The 18,961-nt window shown below is 34.2% G+C and carries 14 protein-coding genes; 7 read left to right on the forward strand and 7 right to left on the reverse strand.

Annotation, left to right across the window (positions count from 1 at the left end; genetic code table 11):
* Positions 1 to 102 precede the first annotated feature (102 nt).
* Complete coding sequence (locus IQ05_RS06770; protein ID WP_144891305.1) at positions 103 to 450, forward strand: hypothetical protein; 348 nt, start codon at positions 103 to 105, stop codon at positions 448 to 450.
* A 470-nt stretch (positions 451 to 920) separates the two neighbouring features.
* Here IQ05_RS06770 and IQ05_RS06775 read toward each other — a convergent pair whose 3' ends face one another.
* On the reverse strand, positions 921 to 2,981 hold the full coding sequence (locus tag IQ05_RS06775; protein WP_144891307.1) for a tetratricopeptide repeat protein: 2,061 nt from the start codon (positions 2,979 to 2,981) through the stop codon (positions 921 to 923).
* A gap of 153 nt (positions 2,982 to 3,134) precedes the next feature.
* On the opposite strand from IQ05_RS06775, the gene IQ05_RS06780 reads away from it, so the two are divergent.
* Genes IQ05_RS06780 through IQ05_RS06790 form a run of 3 tightly spaced genes read left to right on the forward strand, consistent with a single transcriptional unit; the run spans position 3,135 to position 5,926 of the window.
* The gene (locus IQ05_RS06780) at positions 3,135 to 3,425 is read left to right on the forward strand and encodes an STAS domain-containing protein (protein WP_144891309.1); all 291 of its coding nucleotides are present in this window, start codon (positions 3,135 to 3,137) and stop codon (positions 3,423 to 3,425) included.
* Positions 3,426 to 3,449: 24 nt separating this feature from the next.
* Positions 3,450 to 4,709, forward strand: a complete 1,260-nt coding sequence (locus IQ05_RS06785) for an MATE family efflux transporter (protein WP_144891311.1) — start codon at positions 3,450 to 3,452, stop codon at positions 4,707 to 4,709.
* 38 nt (positions 4,710 to 4,747) lie between these two features.
* Positions 4,748 to 5,926 (forward strand): glycosyltransferase, encoded by a 1,179-nt coding sequence (locus IQ05_RS06790; RefSeq protein WP_144891313.1) that lies wholly within the window; start codon positions 4,748 to 4,750, stop codon positions 5,924 to 5,926.
* Here IQ05_RS06790 and IQ05_RS06795 read toward each other — a convergent pair.
* From IQ05_RS06795 to IQ05_RS06805, 3 genes are read right to left on the reverse strand one after another with little or no spacing between them, the layout of a single operon-like run.
* Positions 5,923 to 7,476: a cellulase family glycosylhydrolase gene (locus tag IQ05_RS06795; protein WP_144891315.1), complete on the reverse strand. Its 1,554-nt coding sequence runs from the start codon at positions 7,474 to 7,476 to the stop codon at positions 5,923 to 5,925. The two genes, IQ05_RS06790 and IQ05_RS06795, sit on opposite strands and share 4 nt — an antisense overlap.
* Positions 7,460 to 8,689, reverse strand: coding sequence for a hypothetical protein (locus IQ05_RS06800; protein WP_144891317.1), 1,230 nt, complete (start codon positions 8,687 to 8,689; stop codon positions 7,460 to 7,462). Before IQ05_RS06800 ends, IQ05_RS06795 begins: the two co-directional genes overlap by 17 nt.
* Positions 8,689 to 11,781 carry a hypothetical protein gene (locus IQ05_RS06805; RefSeq protein WP_144891319.1) on the reverse strand — a complete coding sequence of 1,031 codons (3,093 nt, stop codon included), beginning with the start codon at positions 11,779 to 11,781 and terminating at the stop codon, positions 8,689 to 8,691. Before IQ05_RS06805 ends, IQ05_RS06800 begins: the two co-directional genes overlap by 1 nt.
* A 144-nt stretch (positions 11,782 to 11,925) precedes the next feature.
* On the opposite strand from IQ05_RS06805, the gene IQ05_RS06810 reads away from it, so the two are divergent.
* Positions 11,926 to 13,098, forward strand: coding sequence for a glycosyltransferase (locus IQ05_RS06810; RefSeq protein WP_144891321.1), 1,173 nt, complete (start codon positions 11,926 to 11,928; stop codon positions 13,096 to 13,098).
* Between the two features lie 120 nt (positions 13,099 to 13,218).
* A complete protein-coding gene (locus IQ05_RS06815; RefSeq protein WP_144891323.1) occupies positions 13,219 to 13,932 on the forward strand; it encodes a PH domain-containing protein in 714 nt (237 codons plus the stop codon).
* A gap of 73 nt (positions 13,933 to 14,005) precedes the next feature.
* Here IQ05_RS06815 and IQ05_RS06820 read toward each other — a convergent pair whose 3' ends face one another.
* From IQ05_RS06820 to IQ05_RS06830, 3 genes are all read right to left on the reverse strand, one after another.
* Entirely contained in the window at positions 14,006 to 15,106 is a 1,101-nt protein-coding gene (locus IQ05_RS06820) for a DUF4407 domain-containing protein (RefSeq protein WP_144891326.1), read from the reverse strand.
* Positions 15,107 to 15,283: 177 nt separating this feature from the next.
* On the reverse strand, positions 15,284 to 16,885 hold the full coding sequence (gene pckA / locus IQ05_RS06825; RefSeq protein WP_144891329.1) for a phosphoenolpyruvate carboxykinase (ATP): 1,602 nt from the start codon (positions 16,883 to 16,885) through the stop codon (positions 15,284 to 15,286).
* Between the two features lie 64 nt (positions 16,886 to 16,949).
* Positions 16,950 to 17,351, reverse strand: coding sequence for a DUF423 domain-containing protein (locus IQ05_RS06830; RefSeq protein ID WP_144891331.1), 402 nt, complete (start codon positions 17,349 to 17,351; stop codon positions 16,950 to 16,952).
* Positions 17,352 to 17,531: 180 nt separating this feature from the next.
* Between IQ05_RS06830 and IQ05_RS06835 the strand changes: the two genes are divergently transcribed.
* The gene (locus IQ05_RS06835) at positions 17,532 to 18,902 is read left to right on the forward strand and encodes a saccharopine dehydrogenase family protein (protein WP_144891333.1); all 1,371 of its coding nucleotides are present in this window, start codon (positions 17,532 to 17,534) and stop codon (positions 18,900 to 18,902) included.
* The last annotated feature ends 59 nt before the right edge of the window (positions 18,903 to 18,961 follow it).

An 18,961-nucleotide genomic window follows, 5' to 3' on the forward strand; every position in this document is an offset into this window, starting at 1 on the left:
AATATATTTACTACAATTATTTTAAAAAAATGCATTTCATCGATTATTTTTGCATTTAGTCTATAATGTTGTTATTTTAGATCTGTATTTAAAATGACAATTATGAAAGTAAATCTACCCAATGCAGTAACTTTAGCTCTTGATTCTTCAAACAATGAGTTATCTGGTTATTTTTTAGTATCCACAAAATGGACTGTAATGAATGATGTTAATATTACTTTCGTAAGGAAAAATGCGTTAGGATACTGTTACAATTTAGATTGGGCAGGTCCATTAACTAAGCATGAAGTTATAAAGTTAAGTATTAACAACCCTTCTATTTCTATTGTAAGTATTGCCACAATACGACCTTTTTTACAAATACTGAATGATGTGGTATACCTTCCTAACACTGCCGAAGCGCGCAAAGCAATTAATATTGATAATGACGATTTACAATTAGCAAACTAAAATAAAACTTCGACCAGAAATTATTCTTATAAAATTCCATTTACCTACAGTCTTAAACCGTTTACCGAAGGTTATCAATCGTTTATCGAAAACATCTCTTTCTATCTTTAGTTTGAATGTATCTTTGTTAAGCAATCAGGAAGCAAACCCTTTTTGACCCCAAATCAAATTTTTTAAATGCTGTTTTATTGGATTGTGAAAATAGTCCTTGCTAGAATAAATAGTTTTTTAAAAGCAAGTTTAATTTTTTAGTTTCATTGTTGAGTTAGTAAAAAAAGACTGCTGCCACGAGCAGTCTTTTTTGTTTATACTATAAACTCACTTTGATACTCAAGTAAGATTTTTATTATTTCAAGTTGTATTTTACATCAAATTCAAATCAATTTTAACATTTATAATGAGGTTAAGCAAAACAAAGAAAGACTGCCCACAAGCAGTCTTTCTTTGTTAATAAGATGTATCAAGTGGTATTACTTGAGGGTAAATAATGGTTCCTTACTTAAATTCCATTTTATTCGTAAGCCAAATTCATTAAAAGTAAATCCAGAGGCAGTAGTAGAGGCAATATTACTTCGGGTTACATAAATATTACTCAACAGCCTATCCGAAAATTTGTATCCTAGTTTTGCTTGAATACGGTATGTCCACTGTTTTGAATTGTCTTCAATAAACTGGTATCCTGTAGCCAAGTTAGCATTGTAAAACCATGATTTAGACTCAATAATTTTTTCATCTTTTAATACCTCCAAAAATAGTTCTACGGCGTTGAATTTCTTTGGACTAAAATAATCAGTAGGAACACGATCTTTAAAAGCTATATATTGATAGTTTAATCCACCTTTTAGAACAGGTTTAGAGAGGAAATTATAGTAAAAAGAGGTAAATAATAAATTTCGATTGTTGTTGTCTGTTTGCGATGTGAAAAAATATTGAGTAAACCAACCAAAATTAAAGTTGGTACTCAAATTATAATTTAAATAATAGTTGTTGGTAGCGATTTGCTTGTCAATAAGATCAGTATTAAAGTTTTGCATTTCACGCTTGTAACCCGCTTCAAGATCTTGAAGTTTCATAGGCTTCATCTTGAAATAAGTATGCAATAAAAGTTGGTTGTAATTGGAAGTCAATGAACTGGCAGTATTTATTCCAGTCTCAAAGGAGAAACTTATTTTAGGATGAAATTGATAACTTGCTCCAATCAAGTAATCATTACTTTCTGCATTTTTTAATGTAACTGTATTTTCAGTTTTGCGGTATTGATAGGTTGCATTTACGGTCCATCTTGTAGATAAGGGCAATGTTATGGCAGTTCTTGTAGCTATAGCTGTATTATTACCGTTATCAAATGAGTAGCTTAATTTTTCTTCGATAAAAGGAGTAAAATCCTCTTTCATTTTTTTTATAAATTGAAGTGCATCTCCTTGATTATTAAAAATAGATAAAGTAGTCATAGCTGCCTGATACGCCATACTCGTTTCGCCAGAAGCTTTGTAAGCATTGGCGATACCTAAGTTACCATCAAATGATTTTGTGTCGTTTTCTAAAATGTTTTTATAATAAGTGATGCTATCTGGGAAATTACTTTTGTAAATATCCAGCGTTGCGGCAAGTGACAAAACCCAGTTTTCATTAGGGTATTTTATTTGCAACGCTTCAATATAAACTTTAGCTTCTTTGTATTTTTTGTTCCAAATCAAGGCTTGAGTATAGCGCTCTTGAGTTTGTTTTTTTAAACTTTCATCAGTTATATTTTGCGATAAGGATAATGATTCAGTAGCTAGTTTTAAGGCCTCTTTTTCTTTATTGTCAATATGTGCTAGAAGTGAAAGTCCATTTAATGCTAGTACGGGATGGTCTTTTGATAGTAATTGGTACACCGCATTACCTTTGGCAATATCTTTTGTGATGAGGTACATATTTGCCTTATTCATCAAGGTCTCTTTATCTAATGGAAAGTCAACTAGGATTTCATCATAAAACGCCTCGGCTTCTGAGTATTTTTTTTCATTCACATATTGGTAACCATATCCTAATTTAATATATTTCCTTGAAACCAAAGCACCTGGGTTTGCAGCTGACAATTCTAGGGCTTTGTTTACGTTTGCTAATGCAGTAGGATATTCTTTCAAATTGGATAAAGTATTGGCAAAACCAAGATGCGCTACAAAATTGGTTGGATTTTTTTGAACAAGCTCGCTGTAGAATACTTTAGCTTCGTCAAACTTTTTGTTCCAAAGCAAAGATTCGGCATAATTTAATTCGATTTCTAAATCTCCAGGATATTCACTCTTTAATTGAATGAAATTTTCAAGTGCTGCTGGAGCTTGATTGTTTAAACCAATGGCCCTTGCATAGCATAGTCGGGCTGTTTTATTTTTTGGATAAAATTTAAGGATATCTTTAAAAAAAAGTTCTGCTTTTGCAAACTCTCCTTTTTCTAGATGGCTAAATCCCACATTCATGTCTTGTGCTTGCAGTGTAAAACTAAATATACTTATAAATACAAGCGCAATTTTTTGTAGTAAATTCATATTGGTTAGGTGTAAGATTCGTTATTGCAAGTTAAGTATTAAATCGTAATATTTCGTCTACACTTTCAGGTTATTCATCTAAGTATTAATGCTTGTTTTTAATAATGTGCGATATTTGGTAACGAAACTAATTCTAACTTCAATATAAATAAGATGGCAGTACACATTACATACAATTCTGGAGTTTATGAAATTAAAGGATTGTTGAGTTCAGAAAACAGTGTATATTTAGAGAATCATTTAAATAGTTTGCTCTCTACTTCAAATGGTATTGTAGTTTCATTTGAAAAAGTAGAAGCTATGGATGCATATACAACCCGAAATATTCTAGCTATATATGACAAAGCTCAAAAGGATGATAAATCATTTTTTATCATAGGTAGAAAAAATAAATGTATTTCGGCTTGTTTTGATGCACTTGGTTCAACTGATGTGTTACTTTAATATTGAATTAAAAATGTGTCTCAAATGAAATTACTTGCAAATATTACCTCAAAAATACCCAGAAAACTAGGTCCTGAGCAGCTTTTTATGTTGACCATATTATTGGTAAACGGAGGTAATTATTTGTACAATCTTATTTTGGGGAGGCTTTTAGGTCCCGAGGCATTTTCTGATGCGGCTATATTAATTACACTCTTACTGATACTTTCTTTTGTTGGGATGACTTTTCAAATAGTAGCTGCAAAATATGCTGTTCTTTTTCAGGAGAATCAGTTGTTGTTATTTCTTAAATTTATTTTGAAATATGCTCTCATACTTGGAATTATTCTAGGTTTAGGCATTGTGGTTTTTCACAAGGAACTTCAAATACTTTTTCATACCCAAACCGCCTCTATGTTTTATATTTTTGGTTTTGGTGTTCCCTTGTATTTTGTCATGAGTGTAAATAGGGGTTTGTATCAAGGTCAAAACAACCTTTCTCGATTAGCTACTACTTACCAAACCGAAATGGGGAGCAGGTTGTTATTTACAATTCCGTTCTTATTGCTTTTGCCTTCAATTCCTAGTTCTGTTGTAGTTGCTATAGGTATTTTACTGTCTTTTGTAGCTGGATTAGTTCCATTTCAAAAAACAATGTTTAGTAAAGTAGAGGCTAACAGCAACGCTGCTATCAATCACAAATCTATTGTGGTGTTTTTTGCGTTGACAGCGTTTTATGAGTGTACACAAATCATTATTAATAATAGTGATATTATACTTGTCAAGCATTTTTTTAGCAACAAAGATGCAGGTTTGTATGCATCACTTGCCTTAATAGGGCGCGTGGTATATTTTGTAGCTTGGATGTTTGTTATGCTTTTGCTACCTAAAGTGATTCAAATGAAAAAAGACAATAAGGATACGCTTCCTATTTTGCTTAAATATGTGAGTTATATTGTAGTTTTATCTTCGTTTATTGTTTTGTTTACTGCTATATTTCCAAATTTCGTAGTGCAAATCATGTTTGGTAAAGCTTATGTTTCTATCTCTTACTTACTTTGGAAGTATGCGCTTGCAACCTCACTTTTTGCTGTTGCAAATATTTTTGCCTATTACTATTTGTCTTTAAATCAATATATTCCTGTAGTAGTCTCGGCTGTTTTGGGATGTACACAAATTGTTTTAATTATTTTTTACCATAACTCTCTGGAACAAGTGGTTCACATGCAAATTATTGCCATGGTAACCTTGCTTTTTTTCCAATTGTTATATTTCTTTTACAAAAATCGTATTTCATTACAGTAAATAACCAATGCCTAAGTATTAAACCAAATTTAAAGCACATGAAAGTAGCCGTAATCACAGCTTTTCCGCCAAGTAAAGTAACTCTTAACGAATATGGGTATCATTTAGTTAAAAATTTTGCACAAAAAAATGAAATCTCAGAGGTGATTTTACTGTGTGATAAAACTCAAGATGCTAAGCAACTGGACTTTGAAAACAGTGATAAAGTAAAGGTGAGGGAATGCTGGTCATTTAATAGTTACACCAATATTATCTCAATAATGGATGCCATACGTGCTGAAAAACCGGATGCTGTTTTGATTAATCTGCAATTCATGAAATTTGGCGATAAAAAGGTTCCTGCAGCTTTAGGACTTATGATTCCTTCGGTTTTACGATTGAATTCTATCCCAACAGTTTCCTTGCTACACAACATCCTAGAGCAAGTTGACCTGGAGAGTGCTGGTTTTACAGATAATAAACTAGCGCAACGTTTCTATAATTTTGTAGGCACTTCATTGACCAAATTCATATTAAAGTCTGATGTCGTGGCAGTAACTATCAACAAATATGTAGAGGTACTGGTAAAGAAATACAAAGTAAATAATGTTATTGTAGTACCACATGGAACTTTTGATACCATTGACGAACCCTCGTTTGACTTAGTTCCTGGACCAAAACAAATTATGGCTTTTGGGAAATTTGGAACCTATAAAAAAGTCGAAATTTTGATAGAATCAGCTATAATCATTAGAAAACGTAGTTCAGAAGCCATAGAAGTAGTTGTCGCAGGTACTGATAGTCCTAATACGCCTGGCTATTTAGCGAGTGTTCAAGAAAAATACAAAGATATTCCTGGTATTCGATTTACAGGATATGTTGAGGAGAAAGATGTACCCGTAATTTTTGGAGACAGTACAGTTGTTGCTTTTCCGTACACTTCTACCACAGGGAGTTCTGGGGTGTTACATCAAGCAGGGAGTTATGGCAAAGCCGTAGTCATGCCAGATCTGGGAGATTTAGCCTTACTAGTAGAAGAAGAGGGGTATAAAGGCGAGTTTTTTAATCCTGAAAGTGCTGAATCACTTGCAACTGCAATAGAGAAAATAATTAATGATGATGCAAATCGAAAATCAATTGCTATGCAGAACTTTAAAGCAGCAAGCGCTTTATCTATGGCAACAATTACAGACATGTATTTGAAAACATTCCAAAAAATTATAAAATCTAAATTTTAATTCGAAATGTATTTGTACGCGGGTTTGTTTTTGCCTTTAACATCAATAAACCCAAATTGTTTTTGCCTGTTTTTTTGCCAAGGCCATTTTCCAGCAACTTGATCCGGTACTTTTGGAAAATCATACAATGTCCAGGACATAAATGAATAATTGTTTTTCTTGAAATACGCTTGCATTTTTTGGTGGTATTGGGCTTGATTTTCTAAACTACTTTCCCATAAATTCCAAATCCCGCCGTAAGAAGGAACTCCAAATTCTTGAATTACAACCGGTTTCTTAACTGTTTTGATTAAAGTATTGGTTTCATACTCAAGGTGCTTTATATCATTGTAAAAGTGATACGAAACAAAATCTACTTTATCAGCCAGTTGTGAAGCCGCCACAGAGTTTGACCAGCCAATTGTAATTAAGTGGTTTGGGTCATTTTCTCTAATTACCGTTACCATGTGGTCAAGCCATTGCAAAACATTTTCTTTACCTCTGTTTTCAAAATCTAAATTAGGCTCGTTTTTTAAATCCCAAGCTATGATTGCTTTATGATCTTTAAATGTAGATACTATTTGCTCTGCATGTCTGTGTGTTAGAGTCCAACTGTCTAGTGAGTAATCGCTGTAAAAATCAAATAAGGTTACCATAACTCCTAGATTTTTGGCTGCAGCCAAATCTAAAAGGGTTTTAAGTTTAACCATCTTTTCAGGATTTATATTTGCTTTCCCAAAATCATCGTATTGAATAAAAACCCGTATAGAGTTTAAATTTGATTTTTTGATGATGTCAAAATCCTTTGCAATAGTATCCTTGCGAAATTGTTCCCCAAAGGTATCCCAAGCTGAATTTTTTGGATAGTAATTAATACCTTTGATAACAAATTGTTTTTTGTTTTTAAGAATTTTATCCTCTTGAATACTGTACTCGGGCTCTGGTTGTATAGAGTCTTTAACAAATGGAGAGGGTTCCATTTTTTGAAAATGACGCACACGCCAGTAGCCATCCTCAAGGAGCATCATTACTTTGTATGTTGCGGTATCTTGTACGGTAGTTAACAACTTTTTATTGAGGTAAATTTTTTGAAATTCAATCACGTTTTTATCCGTAAAAACGACTAGCTGTCCGTCTTCGCTGTAAAATTCTAATTCAGGAAAGTGTTTTAGTGTGGTGTTTTCTATTGTGATTTCTTGGGCTTTATTGTGTTGAATGACTTTGTATAGATTATCACGAGTGTTCATGGTATAATAATCGTCAATGCCTTTTGGGGTGTTATTTTGTAGAGCTTTGTTTTTTATGTGCCAAGAAAAAAGGTAGTCCCGTTCAATTTTTCCTAGTGTGTTTTTCTCCATTTTACGCGCTGGATTTTCAAGTTTGGTCCAGGTCACTTTAGGTAAGTAGACATCCTCACTTTTTGTTTCAAGGTGCAACATGGCACTTCTGTCAGCACCCGTATTCAAGTAATCCAGAATTTTTGCCATACCAAATAGCGTAAAAATACTAATAACGATAAAGGATAGTATAAAGGCCGCTTTGTAAATATTTCGGTTATTGATAATTTTCATACGGTATGGTTTCAGTTTTCTTGGTTACGCCAAGAGTGGTAATTTCAAATTGATAAGCGGATTGTTTGTAAAAAGGAGGTAATAGTATAAATGTAGCTAATCCTTTGGCACTTTCAACAATTTTTGTTTCTATTAATTTATTTTTATGAAATATTTTTAGCTCTACTTTTATTCCATCAGGAACTATTTGATTCATGAAACTAGTTAATGGTCCTACCACAATTTTACGATTTTTTTCAAGAAACTGATATGGGAAATCTCTTATCAGTGCTTGATACGCAATTTGAATGGGTTTGCTTTCGGCCATGCCCGTAACATAGGCTTTTACCGTATAAATTTCTTGGTGATCTGGATGCAACAACTGTGCAATTGCCACACCATTTATTGTGGCTGCAAATGTTTTTAGGAAAATATTATTTTTTGTAGTAACTTGAAATGTAACTAAGGTTCCGTCTCCTACTAAATTGCCAAATTGATCTTTAATGACCGAAGTCCTTAGTCTGGTAATTTGGTTTCCATCTGCAAATTGATGGTTCCTAGCATAATCAATAGTAAAGTTTGTGGCTATTGATGGCGTGATGTCAGTTTCAAATTCCTTTGATAATGCCGTGTTGCATTGTGTTGAAATGAGCATTTTCCCCGAGGCTGTTCTGGAGTAAATGTTTTTCCATGCTATAAAATCAGCCGTTTTCTTAGTGGTAACAGTAATGTCATCTAGGAATTGATCTTTTATAAACACAGTGGTGTTGTCTGTTTTTGGGTTGTCATAACTGTCCGTGGGGATTGCAACCATCATTGTGTAATGATCTTGCCCTGTGAGAATGGTAGTTGGACCCAAATAATTTTCAATCAAAGTGGGCGTGGCATCATTAGGTACAATTTCAAATTGTCCAGCCGCAATATTCTTTCTATCTTGGATAAGATACCAAGAAACGGTTCCTGTTTTTTTGGCATACAATTCGGGAATACTAAACCGCAATTTATTCTTGTCAACTTTTCCTTTGACGATTGTTTTTCCGTAGGAATGAATCAAAAATAAATCAGCATTTTTAACTACTCTTAGTGAGGAAAACTGAATCAGTATTGGTGTTCCAGCAGTAAATTTTTTTTGGGATGTATCCAATTTAATTGTAGCTGCAGTGTTAGTTGTTTTTACAACTGCAAAAACGACTAGGCAACAGATACAAAGGAGAATGACTGCTATTTTTTTCATTATTTAGGATTACCAATATAGTTGTTCAATTCAATTTTAACATAACTAAAACCTTTTCCGTTTACTTTTTGTAAAAGTTCCTTTTCCATTACCTTGTTTCTATTGGGAACAATAGTTTGTGCCAGATCTTTATTTGGTAAACCATTTACAAAGCAATTTTCTAATGATGATAAAATAATTTTACAGTTCGTCAAGTCAAGGAGTTTGTAATCAAAATATTGTTTGCGTTGCACCCGAACACCTTCCCTAACAAAATAATGATCAACATATAAAAGTTCTTTTTCTTTAGTGTAATAAGATACAATCAATTCTGGAACGGTTACTTCTTGAATCCCATAATTAAAAAGCGTTCCCTTTAGATGGTTATTTTCTACTACAAGGTCTGACAGGGCTACTTGTATATAAAAATCTGTTATGGCAACATTTCCTGCTGATTGAATGTCAAAGTTAGACGGTGTTTCGGCAATATTTTTAGGGGTATATTCATTAGGGTTGAACGTTGTAGGCTTGTTTACCTCTTTTTTTAACCAAGAAATCTCTTCAAAGTTTACTTTAAAACTAGTTGTCTCTTTGGGTAAAATTTTATGCTTAATAGCGTCTTTGGCATTGAATGTTGCTAATTCTTTGTCGTATTTATTATACAAAGTAGATTTTACAATAACATCTGCAGGACTGTTATCAAGGTTTTGTAATTCCCCTACAATCATGTATTCATTGTTATACTGAATTAATTTGGCCGATAGGATTTCAAGCTCAGGTTGCTTTAATACATCTTCATGATAGGTTTGTTGGGTGGTGATTTTTCGTCGTCCTTGTTTGTAATACTCCGTTAAATTACTAGATAAAAATTGATCTGGCGGTATGTCTAATGGTGTTTTTTGAGGAAGAATAAACCATTTTCCGTTACGTTTGATAGTTTCGTGATAGTAATCCTTATTAATGATTTCTAAGGGTGTAATCCATTTTGTTTTGGCAACAAGCGTAGTTCTTTGATCGGTTTTCTTTACAATTTGAATTTCTATGGCATCAAGTTTAGCGTATGAATTTAAAATTCCGTCAGCTACTGATGTTTCCAGCATAAATTGTGATATAGAAAGTTTGCTCCTAGGGTCAATAAAAGAGTGGGCTTTTTCATAAAACTTAAAATCGAGCGCATCATAGTAGCTTTTTACCACATTTTCAGGGCTTATTTGGGTAGCATTGGCAACATAGGTTTTATATCCTCCAAAGGCCATAATGATAAACAATATAAGGACCCAAAGATGTAATACACTAATGAGTTTTAGAGGAAACCGAGTGTAAGAAACTTTAAACTTAAAAAAATCGGGTTTTGGTTCTTCCTTTAACTTCAACGCTTTGAAAAAAATACTTTGTACATTTACCATAAAGGCAATAATAATTGTAAGTATTGGTATAATACCCCACATTAGTTTAAGATAAACTGGAACTTCATCTTTAGGAAGTACTTTTGGTAACGGAGCAATATTAAGTCTTTCCCAAACCATAATGCCATTTTCTAACTGAGAAAGGCGGTGCCACCCACAAAAATATAGTATGGGATCATAAAATTTATCATTCGAAAACACATATTTTAAATTGTATTTTTCGGGTACGGTTAAAAATTGTTGTAAAGAACCAATTCCTTCCATACCTCTAAACTTAGAATTCTCAAGTCGTTCTATTGCTCGTGAGGTAAGCTCGGGTAATCTCCTGGCTGAGTGGTAATTTCCATCAACCGTTTTGGCATTGGTTTGTGAGGATAACGTTGCCATTTGATCCCCAAAACCTAAGGGTAAATACCGCCATTGATCGTGTTGATCTTGATTTAAAAAGTTGACTAGCGGGAGAGTATTTATTTTTTGGGGTTGAAAAGGTCTAAAATAACCAAGAGTAATTGTAAAACTGGCAAAAAACAAAAAAGAACCCGCAAAGGCTGCGCCAAGAATTCGATGGTAAATATTCCCAAATTTATTTTGAATAGCCGTTTTTAAATCGCCTTCAATTAAGCGGTATACAAACTCTCCAGACATGGGTAAACTCATAATAGAAGCCCAAAGGGTAAAACGGTCAAGCGTAAGAATGTTAAACGCATTTTCTCCTAAAACCTTAAGCGGTATAGGTGTTGTACCTCCAGTTCCTAGTATGGTGAGCAAAGTGATTGACAATCCAAAACAAATGTATCTTTTGCTGAAATAACGGTAAAATACATAGGGTAAAATAAAAAATAGGATTCCCCAGGGTATGACAAAAAACATTAACCCAGATGAGGTTACTTCTAGAAAATTATCACGGCTGCCATGAGGTATGGGTACTTGCGTGATAGGATTAGCTTTGGAGTTGACCCAATACGGAAAAATACAAAATACAATAAGCACTAGTGAACCAGCTCCAAAAATAATAATCCTTTTTAAGAGTTTGAACAAGGTCTGTACAAATAATTTGAATCGTATTTCCTTATAGGAGTTTACCTTTTCCCGAGATACATCCATAACAACAGTACCTATCAAAGGGAAAATAAAGAAAACCATCCCGAAAATAGGGGTTACATGATGGGAGCATATGGTAACTGCAAGCAATGAAAATGCACTAAGAAGGTTCTTGATTTTTCCAGTTTTTATCCAAAGATAAATTTCTGGCATACAGTGCATTAATATTGAAACACCTACTATGCTGGGCAATTGCCCAAAAATATGCAAGGTCTCAACAAATGATGACGAGAATACGGCTACTAAAGCAGCATAACCAGCTACAGTTCTATCGGCAGTAATCAATAGGGTATAGCGGTAAACTCCTGTTATAAACAAAAGAATACCAATAATAGCCACAGTAAATAAACCAAACTTTAAACCACCTAATAGCGATAACAGCCCTATAGCTTGATGCACAAGCGGTGGATACCCCATAACGGTAAAACCGGTGTACCAACTGTAATTCCAGGGTTCAAACCAACTTGTAGCATAATGATTGGCAAAAAACATATGAATTAAAGCATCATACGTACTTTCTAGCGTGAAAAATATAGCGCTACCATGAAAAACCACTCCTATAAGTAGGGCTGCAATTAAATATTTATTTGATTTTTCGGTAGACATCCAGTTTGTATTGATGTTTTTGTAAATGTATTAATAAAACTGTTAATTTAACGCTAGATGACAGTCATTAACAAAGATTTTATTGTGTATTTCAAATCAAATTTGATATATTTACGATAATCAATCTATCATAAACTCATACCTATGAAAATATTAATTATTGACGATCAGGAGTTAGTAATACTCTCTTTAGAAAAAAGCCTTGTTGATTTAGGTTACGAAGTATTTTCAGCCAATACCATTTCTGATGGAATTAAAAGCTATGATTTACACTTGCCCAATCTTGTTATAGCTGATATTAACATGCCTTATTCTAATGAAAAGGAAATCACTAAGGAAGAACTTAATGTGTACAATGGTCTTGAAATTGCAAAACACATAAAAGTAGTTAGAGGGCATAATACTCCCGTTATGATTTTATCGGGTAATACAGAGGAGGATATTATTGTAAAAGGATTTGATTTAGGAGTTGATGATTACATGAAAAAACCACTCAGTCTAAGTGAGATAGGAGCGCGTGTAAAAAGGTTGATAGGTGTGGGCGGTAAGCCGGCTAAAATAACGCAAAAAAATCAAATCATTCAAAACAACTGTATTGGGGTTGTAATTCCATGTTATAATGAGGAACTTCGTTTGTTAGGGGACGACTTCAAAGCTTTTATTAATTCAAATTTAGGATACCATTTGTGTTTTGTAAATGATGGTAGTAAAGATAAAACCCTTGAAGTTCTTGAAAAATTAAGAGAAGGAAATGAAGATCACATTAGTATTTATGATTGTGAAAAAAATGGAGGCAAAGCCGAAGCAGTACGATTAGGGATGCTTCACCTAGCTAAACAAGATCAATTTGATTACATCGGTTTTTTAGATGCTGATTTATCTACAGATTTTGAAGATTTTCATGATTTGGTGACTACCATTTCAACGTCAAGTTTTAAATTTGTCGGGGGCTCTAGGATGGCTCGTATGGGTGCAGATATTACTAAGGAATCCGCTCGTGCTATTATTAGTAAAATCATTAATTTTATCATTCGAAGAACAATTGGAATGGAATTCAATGACACGCAATGTGGTGCTAAAATCATGAGCAAAGATGTGATTGAAAAAACCTTTCAAACCAAGTTTTTGACCAAGTGGTTGTTTGATGTAGAAATTTTAATGCGAATGAAACAAGTGTACGGGGATGAAGAAACTAAAAAGCTAGTATGTGAACAGCCCTTAAAAAGATGGATTCATGCTGATGGATCTAAACTTTCTTTTAAAGATTCCTTGAAAATTGTGTTCCAAATAGGCCAAATTGCCATTCACTATAGATAATTAACTAAAATTAAATTTTAAAATAAGGAAACAAAAATACACACCTTGAGTGCAGAAAAATAAAATTGGTATTACTTTTGACAGCGTATTAATACAAAGTCTAAAACCACTGTAAACACAATGATAGATCAAATTAAAAAATTTTTAAACGAAGACCAAGACCCAAAAGCAATAGAAAAAATTGCTGCTAAACTGAGTGATTTATTAATGAAAAACGAGGAAGTAGGTTATATAGCGGTTCAAAAAAAACCAGCTATTACAGTCTTACCAGACAGTATTGTCCTTACTAACAAGCGAATCATTATTTGTCAGCCTAAAAACCTTGGGCTATCTATGAATTTCATTGATTATACTTGGGATGAAATAGAGGGAACTTTTGTTAAGGAAAACATTTTAGGGTCAGAGTTTTCATTTACAACTAGAACCAACATGGAAGTGTCAATTGATTATATTCCAAAAATACAAGCCCGTAAAATTTTTACGTATGCCAAGGAGCAACTTGATATTTTAAGAACAGGCGCGGTAAGTGCTATAACTGTTGAGGAGGCACAATCAGCTGCAGTTGTTCCTGATGCTGAAATTATTGAGGAGATGGAAACTGAAGAAGTGACTAGTTTTGCCGAAATAATGCCAGTTGCTGTGCTGCCAGCTTATAATTATGAAAAGGAACAAGAGCCAACAGTGCCGGAGCCAAGTAAAGAAGCAGGACTTGCTAGTTTATCTCAAGACGAATTGTTTGAAAAACTACAGAATTATAAAAAACTACTCGATAACGGCTTGATCTTACAAGGCGAATACGATGCTTTTAAGAAAGAAATTTTGAGTCACATGTAAATAGTGTTAGAGTCATAAAGTCAAAAGTCCTAAAGCCAAAAGATAGTTTACCTTTTGACTTTAGGACTTTTTTTTAAAGTGTTCTTTTCTGTTTTTCTACAAAATTATTAGATTGCAATTCTAGTAAATCAGTGGCGTTTTTGCGCTGTAAATCATACAATTTTTTATCATCGGCGATGTCAGCATATACTTTATCATGCATCGTAGCACTAGTTTTTACTAGCAAAGAGCGTTGGTATTTGTCTTGCTCAATAGTTGCTTTTAATGCGGTTTCAAGATCTTCTAATTTAAAATCGTATTCGCCTTTTGGTGCTAATAATTTGGCGATAATAGGAGAAGTTTCAATGGCTAAAAATAGCAACATGATAAAAAACGATGGCAACCAAGGCAGTTTGTTCAAAGCATTGATTCGAGCCATTAAACCATCAAATCCATCAATAATGGGTTGGGTTTCGGTTACTTTTTTGTCTAAATCAGCTTGTAAAGTTTTTGTACTCTTTTCCATATCGGCAATTTTGGCCAAATTGGTTTTTTGTAAAGTGTCTAGTTCTTTTTTGGCCAGATCATGCTTGGCAATTTTTTCTTTAAAGACAGGACCTTTGCCTAATTTTTTGGTTCCTGCTGTTCCTTCGGCCTCTTTGATATAGGTTTCGTATAAAGTATTGACCTCTTTCTCTTTGGTTGTTATTTCTAATTTTAACTTATCAACTTCGGCTTTGTTTTTGTCTAAATCACTTTTGAAATACGTAGCTACTTCTTTTTTATTGGCTAGAGCCATCGCATTTTTCTCTTTCAACAAAACGGTATTGATTTCTTTTTCGAAAATTTTAATTTCTAAGGGTTTTGAGATTACAATGGCAATGATTATCGCTAAAATGATTCGGGGTGTAGCTTGTAAAAATTCGGCACCAAACTGATCTCGTTTTCGAATAGTAGAAACAATAAAACGATCCAAATTAAAAATAAGAAAAGCCCATACAACACCAAAAGCGACGGCGGGATAAACACTATCAAATACGGTGAATAGGGCATAAGCACTGGCTAAAAATGCCATAACGGCTGTAAAGAATACGGTGGCACCTATCCCTACATATTTTGTTTGCTCACCTTCTGAGCACGTTTCTAGAAGGTCTTTGTCTGCCCCTGAGCATAGAATGAAAAATTGTTTTAACATGATTGTAGATTGTTTTGATTGATTTGTGTTTTTGTCACGAGGACGTTTTGATTACTTACAAATTTAACGCCAAAAAACGAATCGCATGCTAAAATGTTGATTTCTTTTGTCTTACCACATAAAAAAAGTAAAGCCGCTCTTTACGAACGGCTTTACAAGTGTTGAATTATAATTAACTTATGCTAGTGGAGCACCTGCCATAATCTCTGGATTGGCAAATTCTTCAAATTTCGCAAAATTTTCTTTAAATTTTTGAGCAAGTTCTAATGCTTTTTCATCGTAAAGCTCTGGGTTTTCCCAAGTATTTCTAGGATTCAAAATTTCACTAGGAACATTAGGACACGATTGTGGTTTTGCAATTCCAAAAACTTTATGGTTTTCATAAGCAACATTATCAAGCTCACCGTTAAGTGCTGCTGTGATCATGGCTCTTGTGTATTTTAATTTCATACGGCTTCCTACTCCGTATGCACCACCTGTCCAACCTGTGTTGATCAACCAAACCGTTACATTAGCATCTTTCATTTTTTTGCTTAACATTTCAGCATATTTCGTTGGGTGCAAAGGCATAAATGGCGCTCCAAAACAAGCCGAAAAATTAGGCTGTGGTTCTGTTACTCCTGCTTCTGTTCCTGCAACTTTAGCGGTATAACCAGATATAAAGTGGTACGCTGCTTGACCTGGAGTCAATTTTGCAATAGGAGGCAAAATACCAAATGAATCAGCCGTTAAGAAAAATATGTTTTTAGGATTGTTACCTATAGATCCTGGTTGGATATTGTCTATATGTGTAATTGGGTAGCTTACGCGTGTGTTTTGAGTGATGCTTACATCTTCAAAATCTACTTCATTGGTACCTTCTTTAAAAACTACATTTTCAAGAATAGCTCCTTTTTTAATAGCTCTAAAAATGTCTGGTTCGTTTTCCTCGCTAAGATTAATTACTTTGGCGTAGCAACCTCCTTCAAAGTTGAAAACGGTATTTTCATTGGTCCATCCGTGCTCATCATCACCAATTAATTTACGATCTGGATCAGCTGATAAAGTTGTTTTGCCAGTTCCAGACAAACCAAAAAATATAGCCGTATCTCCTTTTTCACCCACATTGGCACTGCAATGCATAGGCAATGTGTTTTTGAAAACTGGTAAAATGAAATTCAATGCAGAGAAAATTCCTTTTTTCATTTCTCCTGTATATCCTGTACCGCCTATTAAAACTACTTTTTTAGTAAAGTCTAATATGGCAAAATTACTTTGGCGTGTACCATCTACAGCTGGATCTGCCATAAAACTTGGTACACAAAGTACCGTCCATTCTGGTGCAAAAGTAGCTATTTCTGATGCTTCTGGTCTTAAAAACATATTGTAGCAAAACAAGTTTGCCCAAGGAGTTTCGGTTACCACACGTACATTTAATCTGTAATTTGGATCAGAACATACGTACGAATCACGTACATAAACTTCTTTATTTGATAAGTAAGCAGTTACTTTATTGTATAGTTTTTCAAAAGCAGCAGGCTCAAACGGAATGTTTACTTTACCCCACCATACTTTATCTTCACTGATGCTATCACGCACAATAAAACGATCTTGTGGAGAACGGCCTGTATATTCTCCTGTATTTACGGCTAAAGCTCCTGTAGAACTCTCAACTCCTTGACCTGATTGTATTGTAATATTGTGTAATTCTTCTGGAGATAACTGGTAATGAATGTTTACGTTTTCAATTCCTAAATCTGTTAACGAAATCGATTGCGAGAAATGCATAGTATTATCCATAAATTTAGTGTGTATAGTTACATTTAATAGACTACAAAAGTAGAAATTAAATTTCAGTTAGCCTTTAATTCTGATGATTTTGTGATTTTTTATCAAATATTGATGTCAATAGCAGAAACCAAGCAATAATTAGTAGGAGACCGCCTATTGGCGTTACGAATCCTATAATTTTAAAATCGAAAGAAGTGATGCTGTTGGTAGCCAAAAGATATATTGACCCTGAGAATAATGCAACGCCCGAAAGCACTAAATAATAAATGGCTTTTTGCTTTTTTTGTGAAAGCGCATCATAGTTCCCTATAAAAAGTAAAAACAAAGCATGATACATTTGGTACCGAACTCCCGTTTCAAATGTTGCTAATTGGTCTATTGATAAAACTTTTTTCAAGGCATGCGCGCCAAAAGCGCCTAAAATAATGGCAATCATTCCTAAAACAGCACCGCTGGCTATGATTCTTTTTTTCATGGATCTTGTATTTAGTACAAAAGTATTTGATCTAATATGAAAATGAAAGTTTTCGCGGTCTTTGTTTTGGCGAACGCATGTTAAAAAAGAAGCTGTATTTGTAGGTTTTAAATAAAATAATCACACTTCATTTGTTATAAATACAACAATTATGTATGTTTGTGTTATAAATATACAAAAATGAGAACAATTTTAATCATTGGCGCAGGAAGATCGGCCTCTTCTTTAATTCGGTATTTGCTTCAAAAATCGGAACAAGAGCAGTTGCATCTTGTTATTGGTGACTTGTCATTGGCTTTGGCCCAGAAAAAAACCAACAACCATCCTAATGCTACCGCAATCGCCCTTGATATCTTTGATGAAAAGCAACGGCAACAAGCCATTCAAAATGCCACCATTGTCATTTCCATGCTGCCCGCACATTTGCACATTCAGGTTGCACAAGATTGTATCACGTATAAAAAGCACTTAGTTACGGCCTCATACGTGAGTGATGCCATGCAAGAATTAGATGCTCAGGCTAAAGCAAACAATCTTATTTTCATGAACGAAATCGGACTTGATCCGGGAATTGATCACATGAGTGCTATGAAAGTGATTGATGAAATTAAGGAGAAAGGCGGCGAAATGATTTTGTTTGAGTCCTTTTGTGGCGGACTGGTAGCACCCGAATCAGACACGAATTTGTGGAATTATAAATTTACTTGGGCGCCGCGCAATGTGGTGCTGGCAGGTCAAGGAGGCGCTGCTAAGTTTATTCAAGAAGGCACCTACAAGTACATACCCTATTGCAATTTGTTTCGTAGAACCGAGTTTTTGCAAGTAGAAGGTTACGGTCGTTTTGAGGCGTACTCTAACAGAGATTCCCTAAAATACCGCTCTGTTTACGGACTAGATGATGTACTTACCTTGTACCGTGGCACCATTCGTAGAGTAGGTTTTTCTAAAGCTTGGAACATGTTCGTACAACTTGGCATGACCGATGATAGTTACATCATGGAAAACTCCGAAAACATGAGCTACCGTGAATTTGTCAACTCGTTTCTGCCGTATCATCCTACTGATTCGGTTGAAATCAAGACTCGTTTGATTCTCAAGATTGACCAAGACGACATCATGTGGGACAAATTATTAGAACTTGATTTGTTCAATCCCAACAAAAAAGTAGGTTTGACAAACGCCACACCAGCCCAAATATTAGAGAAAATATTAACCGATAGCTGGACCTTACAAGAAGAGGACAAAGACATGATTGTCATGTACCATAAATTTGGCTACGAGATAAACGGAAAAAAAGAACAAATAGATGCAAAAATGGTTTGTCTTGGTGACGATCAAACCTATACTGCCATGGCCAAAACTGTAGGTTTACCCGTTGCCATGGCCACATTATTAATCCTGAATGGCAAAATCACCACGCCAGGCGTACAGTTACCTATTCTTAAAGAAGTATACGAGCCTATTTTAAAAGAGTTAGAACAATACGGCGTAATCTTCAATGAAACCGCCATGCCGTATTTAGGATACAATCCTGATAAAGAGTTTAGTTAGTAGTTTTGTTAGATTTATAGTTGGATGAATCCGCTCCTTTTCACTAAGTAGCGGATTTG

Origin of the sequence: Flavobacterium tiangeerense (genome assembly GCF_007830355.1) — a bacterium.
GTDB classification, from domain to species: Bacteria; Bacteroidota; Bacteroidia; order Flavobacteriales; family Flavobacteriaceae; genus Flavobacterium; species Flavobacterium tiangeerense.

Bases quoted from the DNA above. Each gene is read 5' to 3' on its own strand.
- IQ05_RS06795 (WP_144891315.1), bottom strand. From the start codon at position 7,476: ATGAAAATTATCAATAACCGAAATATTTACAAAGCGGCCTTTATACTA.
- IQ05_RS06805 (WP_144891319.1), bottom strand. From the start codon at position 11,781: ATGTCTACCGAAAAATCAAATAAATATTTAATTGCAGCCCTACTTATA.
- IQ05_RS06800 (WP_144891317.1), bottom strand. From the start codon at position 8,689: ATGAAAAAAATAGCAGTCATTCTCCTTTGTATCTGTTGCCTAGTCGTT.
- pckA (WP_144891329.1), bottom strand. From the start codon at position 16,885: ATGGATAATACTATGCATTTCTCGCAATCGATTTCGTTAACAGATTTA.
- IQ05_RS06785 (WP_144891311.1), top strand. From the start codon at position 3,450: ATGAAATTACTTGCAAATATTACCTCAAAAATACCCAGAAAACTAGGT.
- IQ05_RS06775 (WP_144891307.1), bottom strand. From the start codon at position 2,981: ATGAATTTACTACAAAAAATTGCGCTTGTATTTATAAGTATATTTAGT.
- IQ05_RS06780 (WP_144891309.1), top strand. From the start codon at position 3,135: ATGGCAGTACACATTACATACAATTCTGGAGTTTATGAAATTAAAGGA.
- IQ05_RS06790 (WP_144891313.1), top strand. From the start codon at position 4,748: ATGAAAGTAGCCGTAATCACAGCTTTTCCGCCAAGTAAAGTAACTCTT.
- IQ05_RS06810 (WP_144891321.1), top strand. From the start codon at position 11,926: ATGAAAATATTAATTATTGACGATCAGGAGTTAGTAATACTCTCTTTA.
- IQ05_RS06770 (WP_144891305.1), top strand. From the start codon at position 103: ATGAAAGTAAATCTACCCAATGCAGTAACTTTAGCTCTTGATTCTTCA.
- IQ05_RS06815 (WP_144891323.1), top strand. From the start codon at position 13,219: ATGATAGATCAAATTAAAAAATTTTTAAACGAAGACCAAGACCCAAAA.
- IQ05_RS06820 (WP_144891326.1), bottom strand. From the start codon at position 15,106: ATGTTAAAACAATTTTTCATTCTATGCTCAGGGGCAGACAAAGACCTT.
- IQ05_RS06835 (WP_144891333.1), top strand. From the start codon at position 17,532: ATGAGAACAATTTTAATCATTGGCGCAGGAAGATCGGCCTCTTCTTTA.
- IQ05_RS06830 (WP_144891331.1), bottom strand. From the start codon at position 17,351: ATGAAAAAAAGAATCATAGCCAGCGGTGCTGTTTTAGGAATGATTGCC.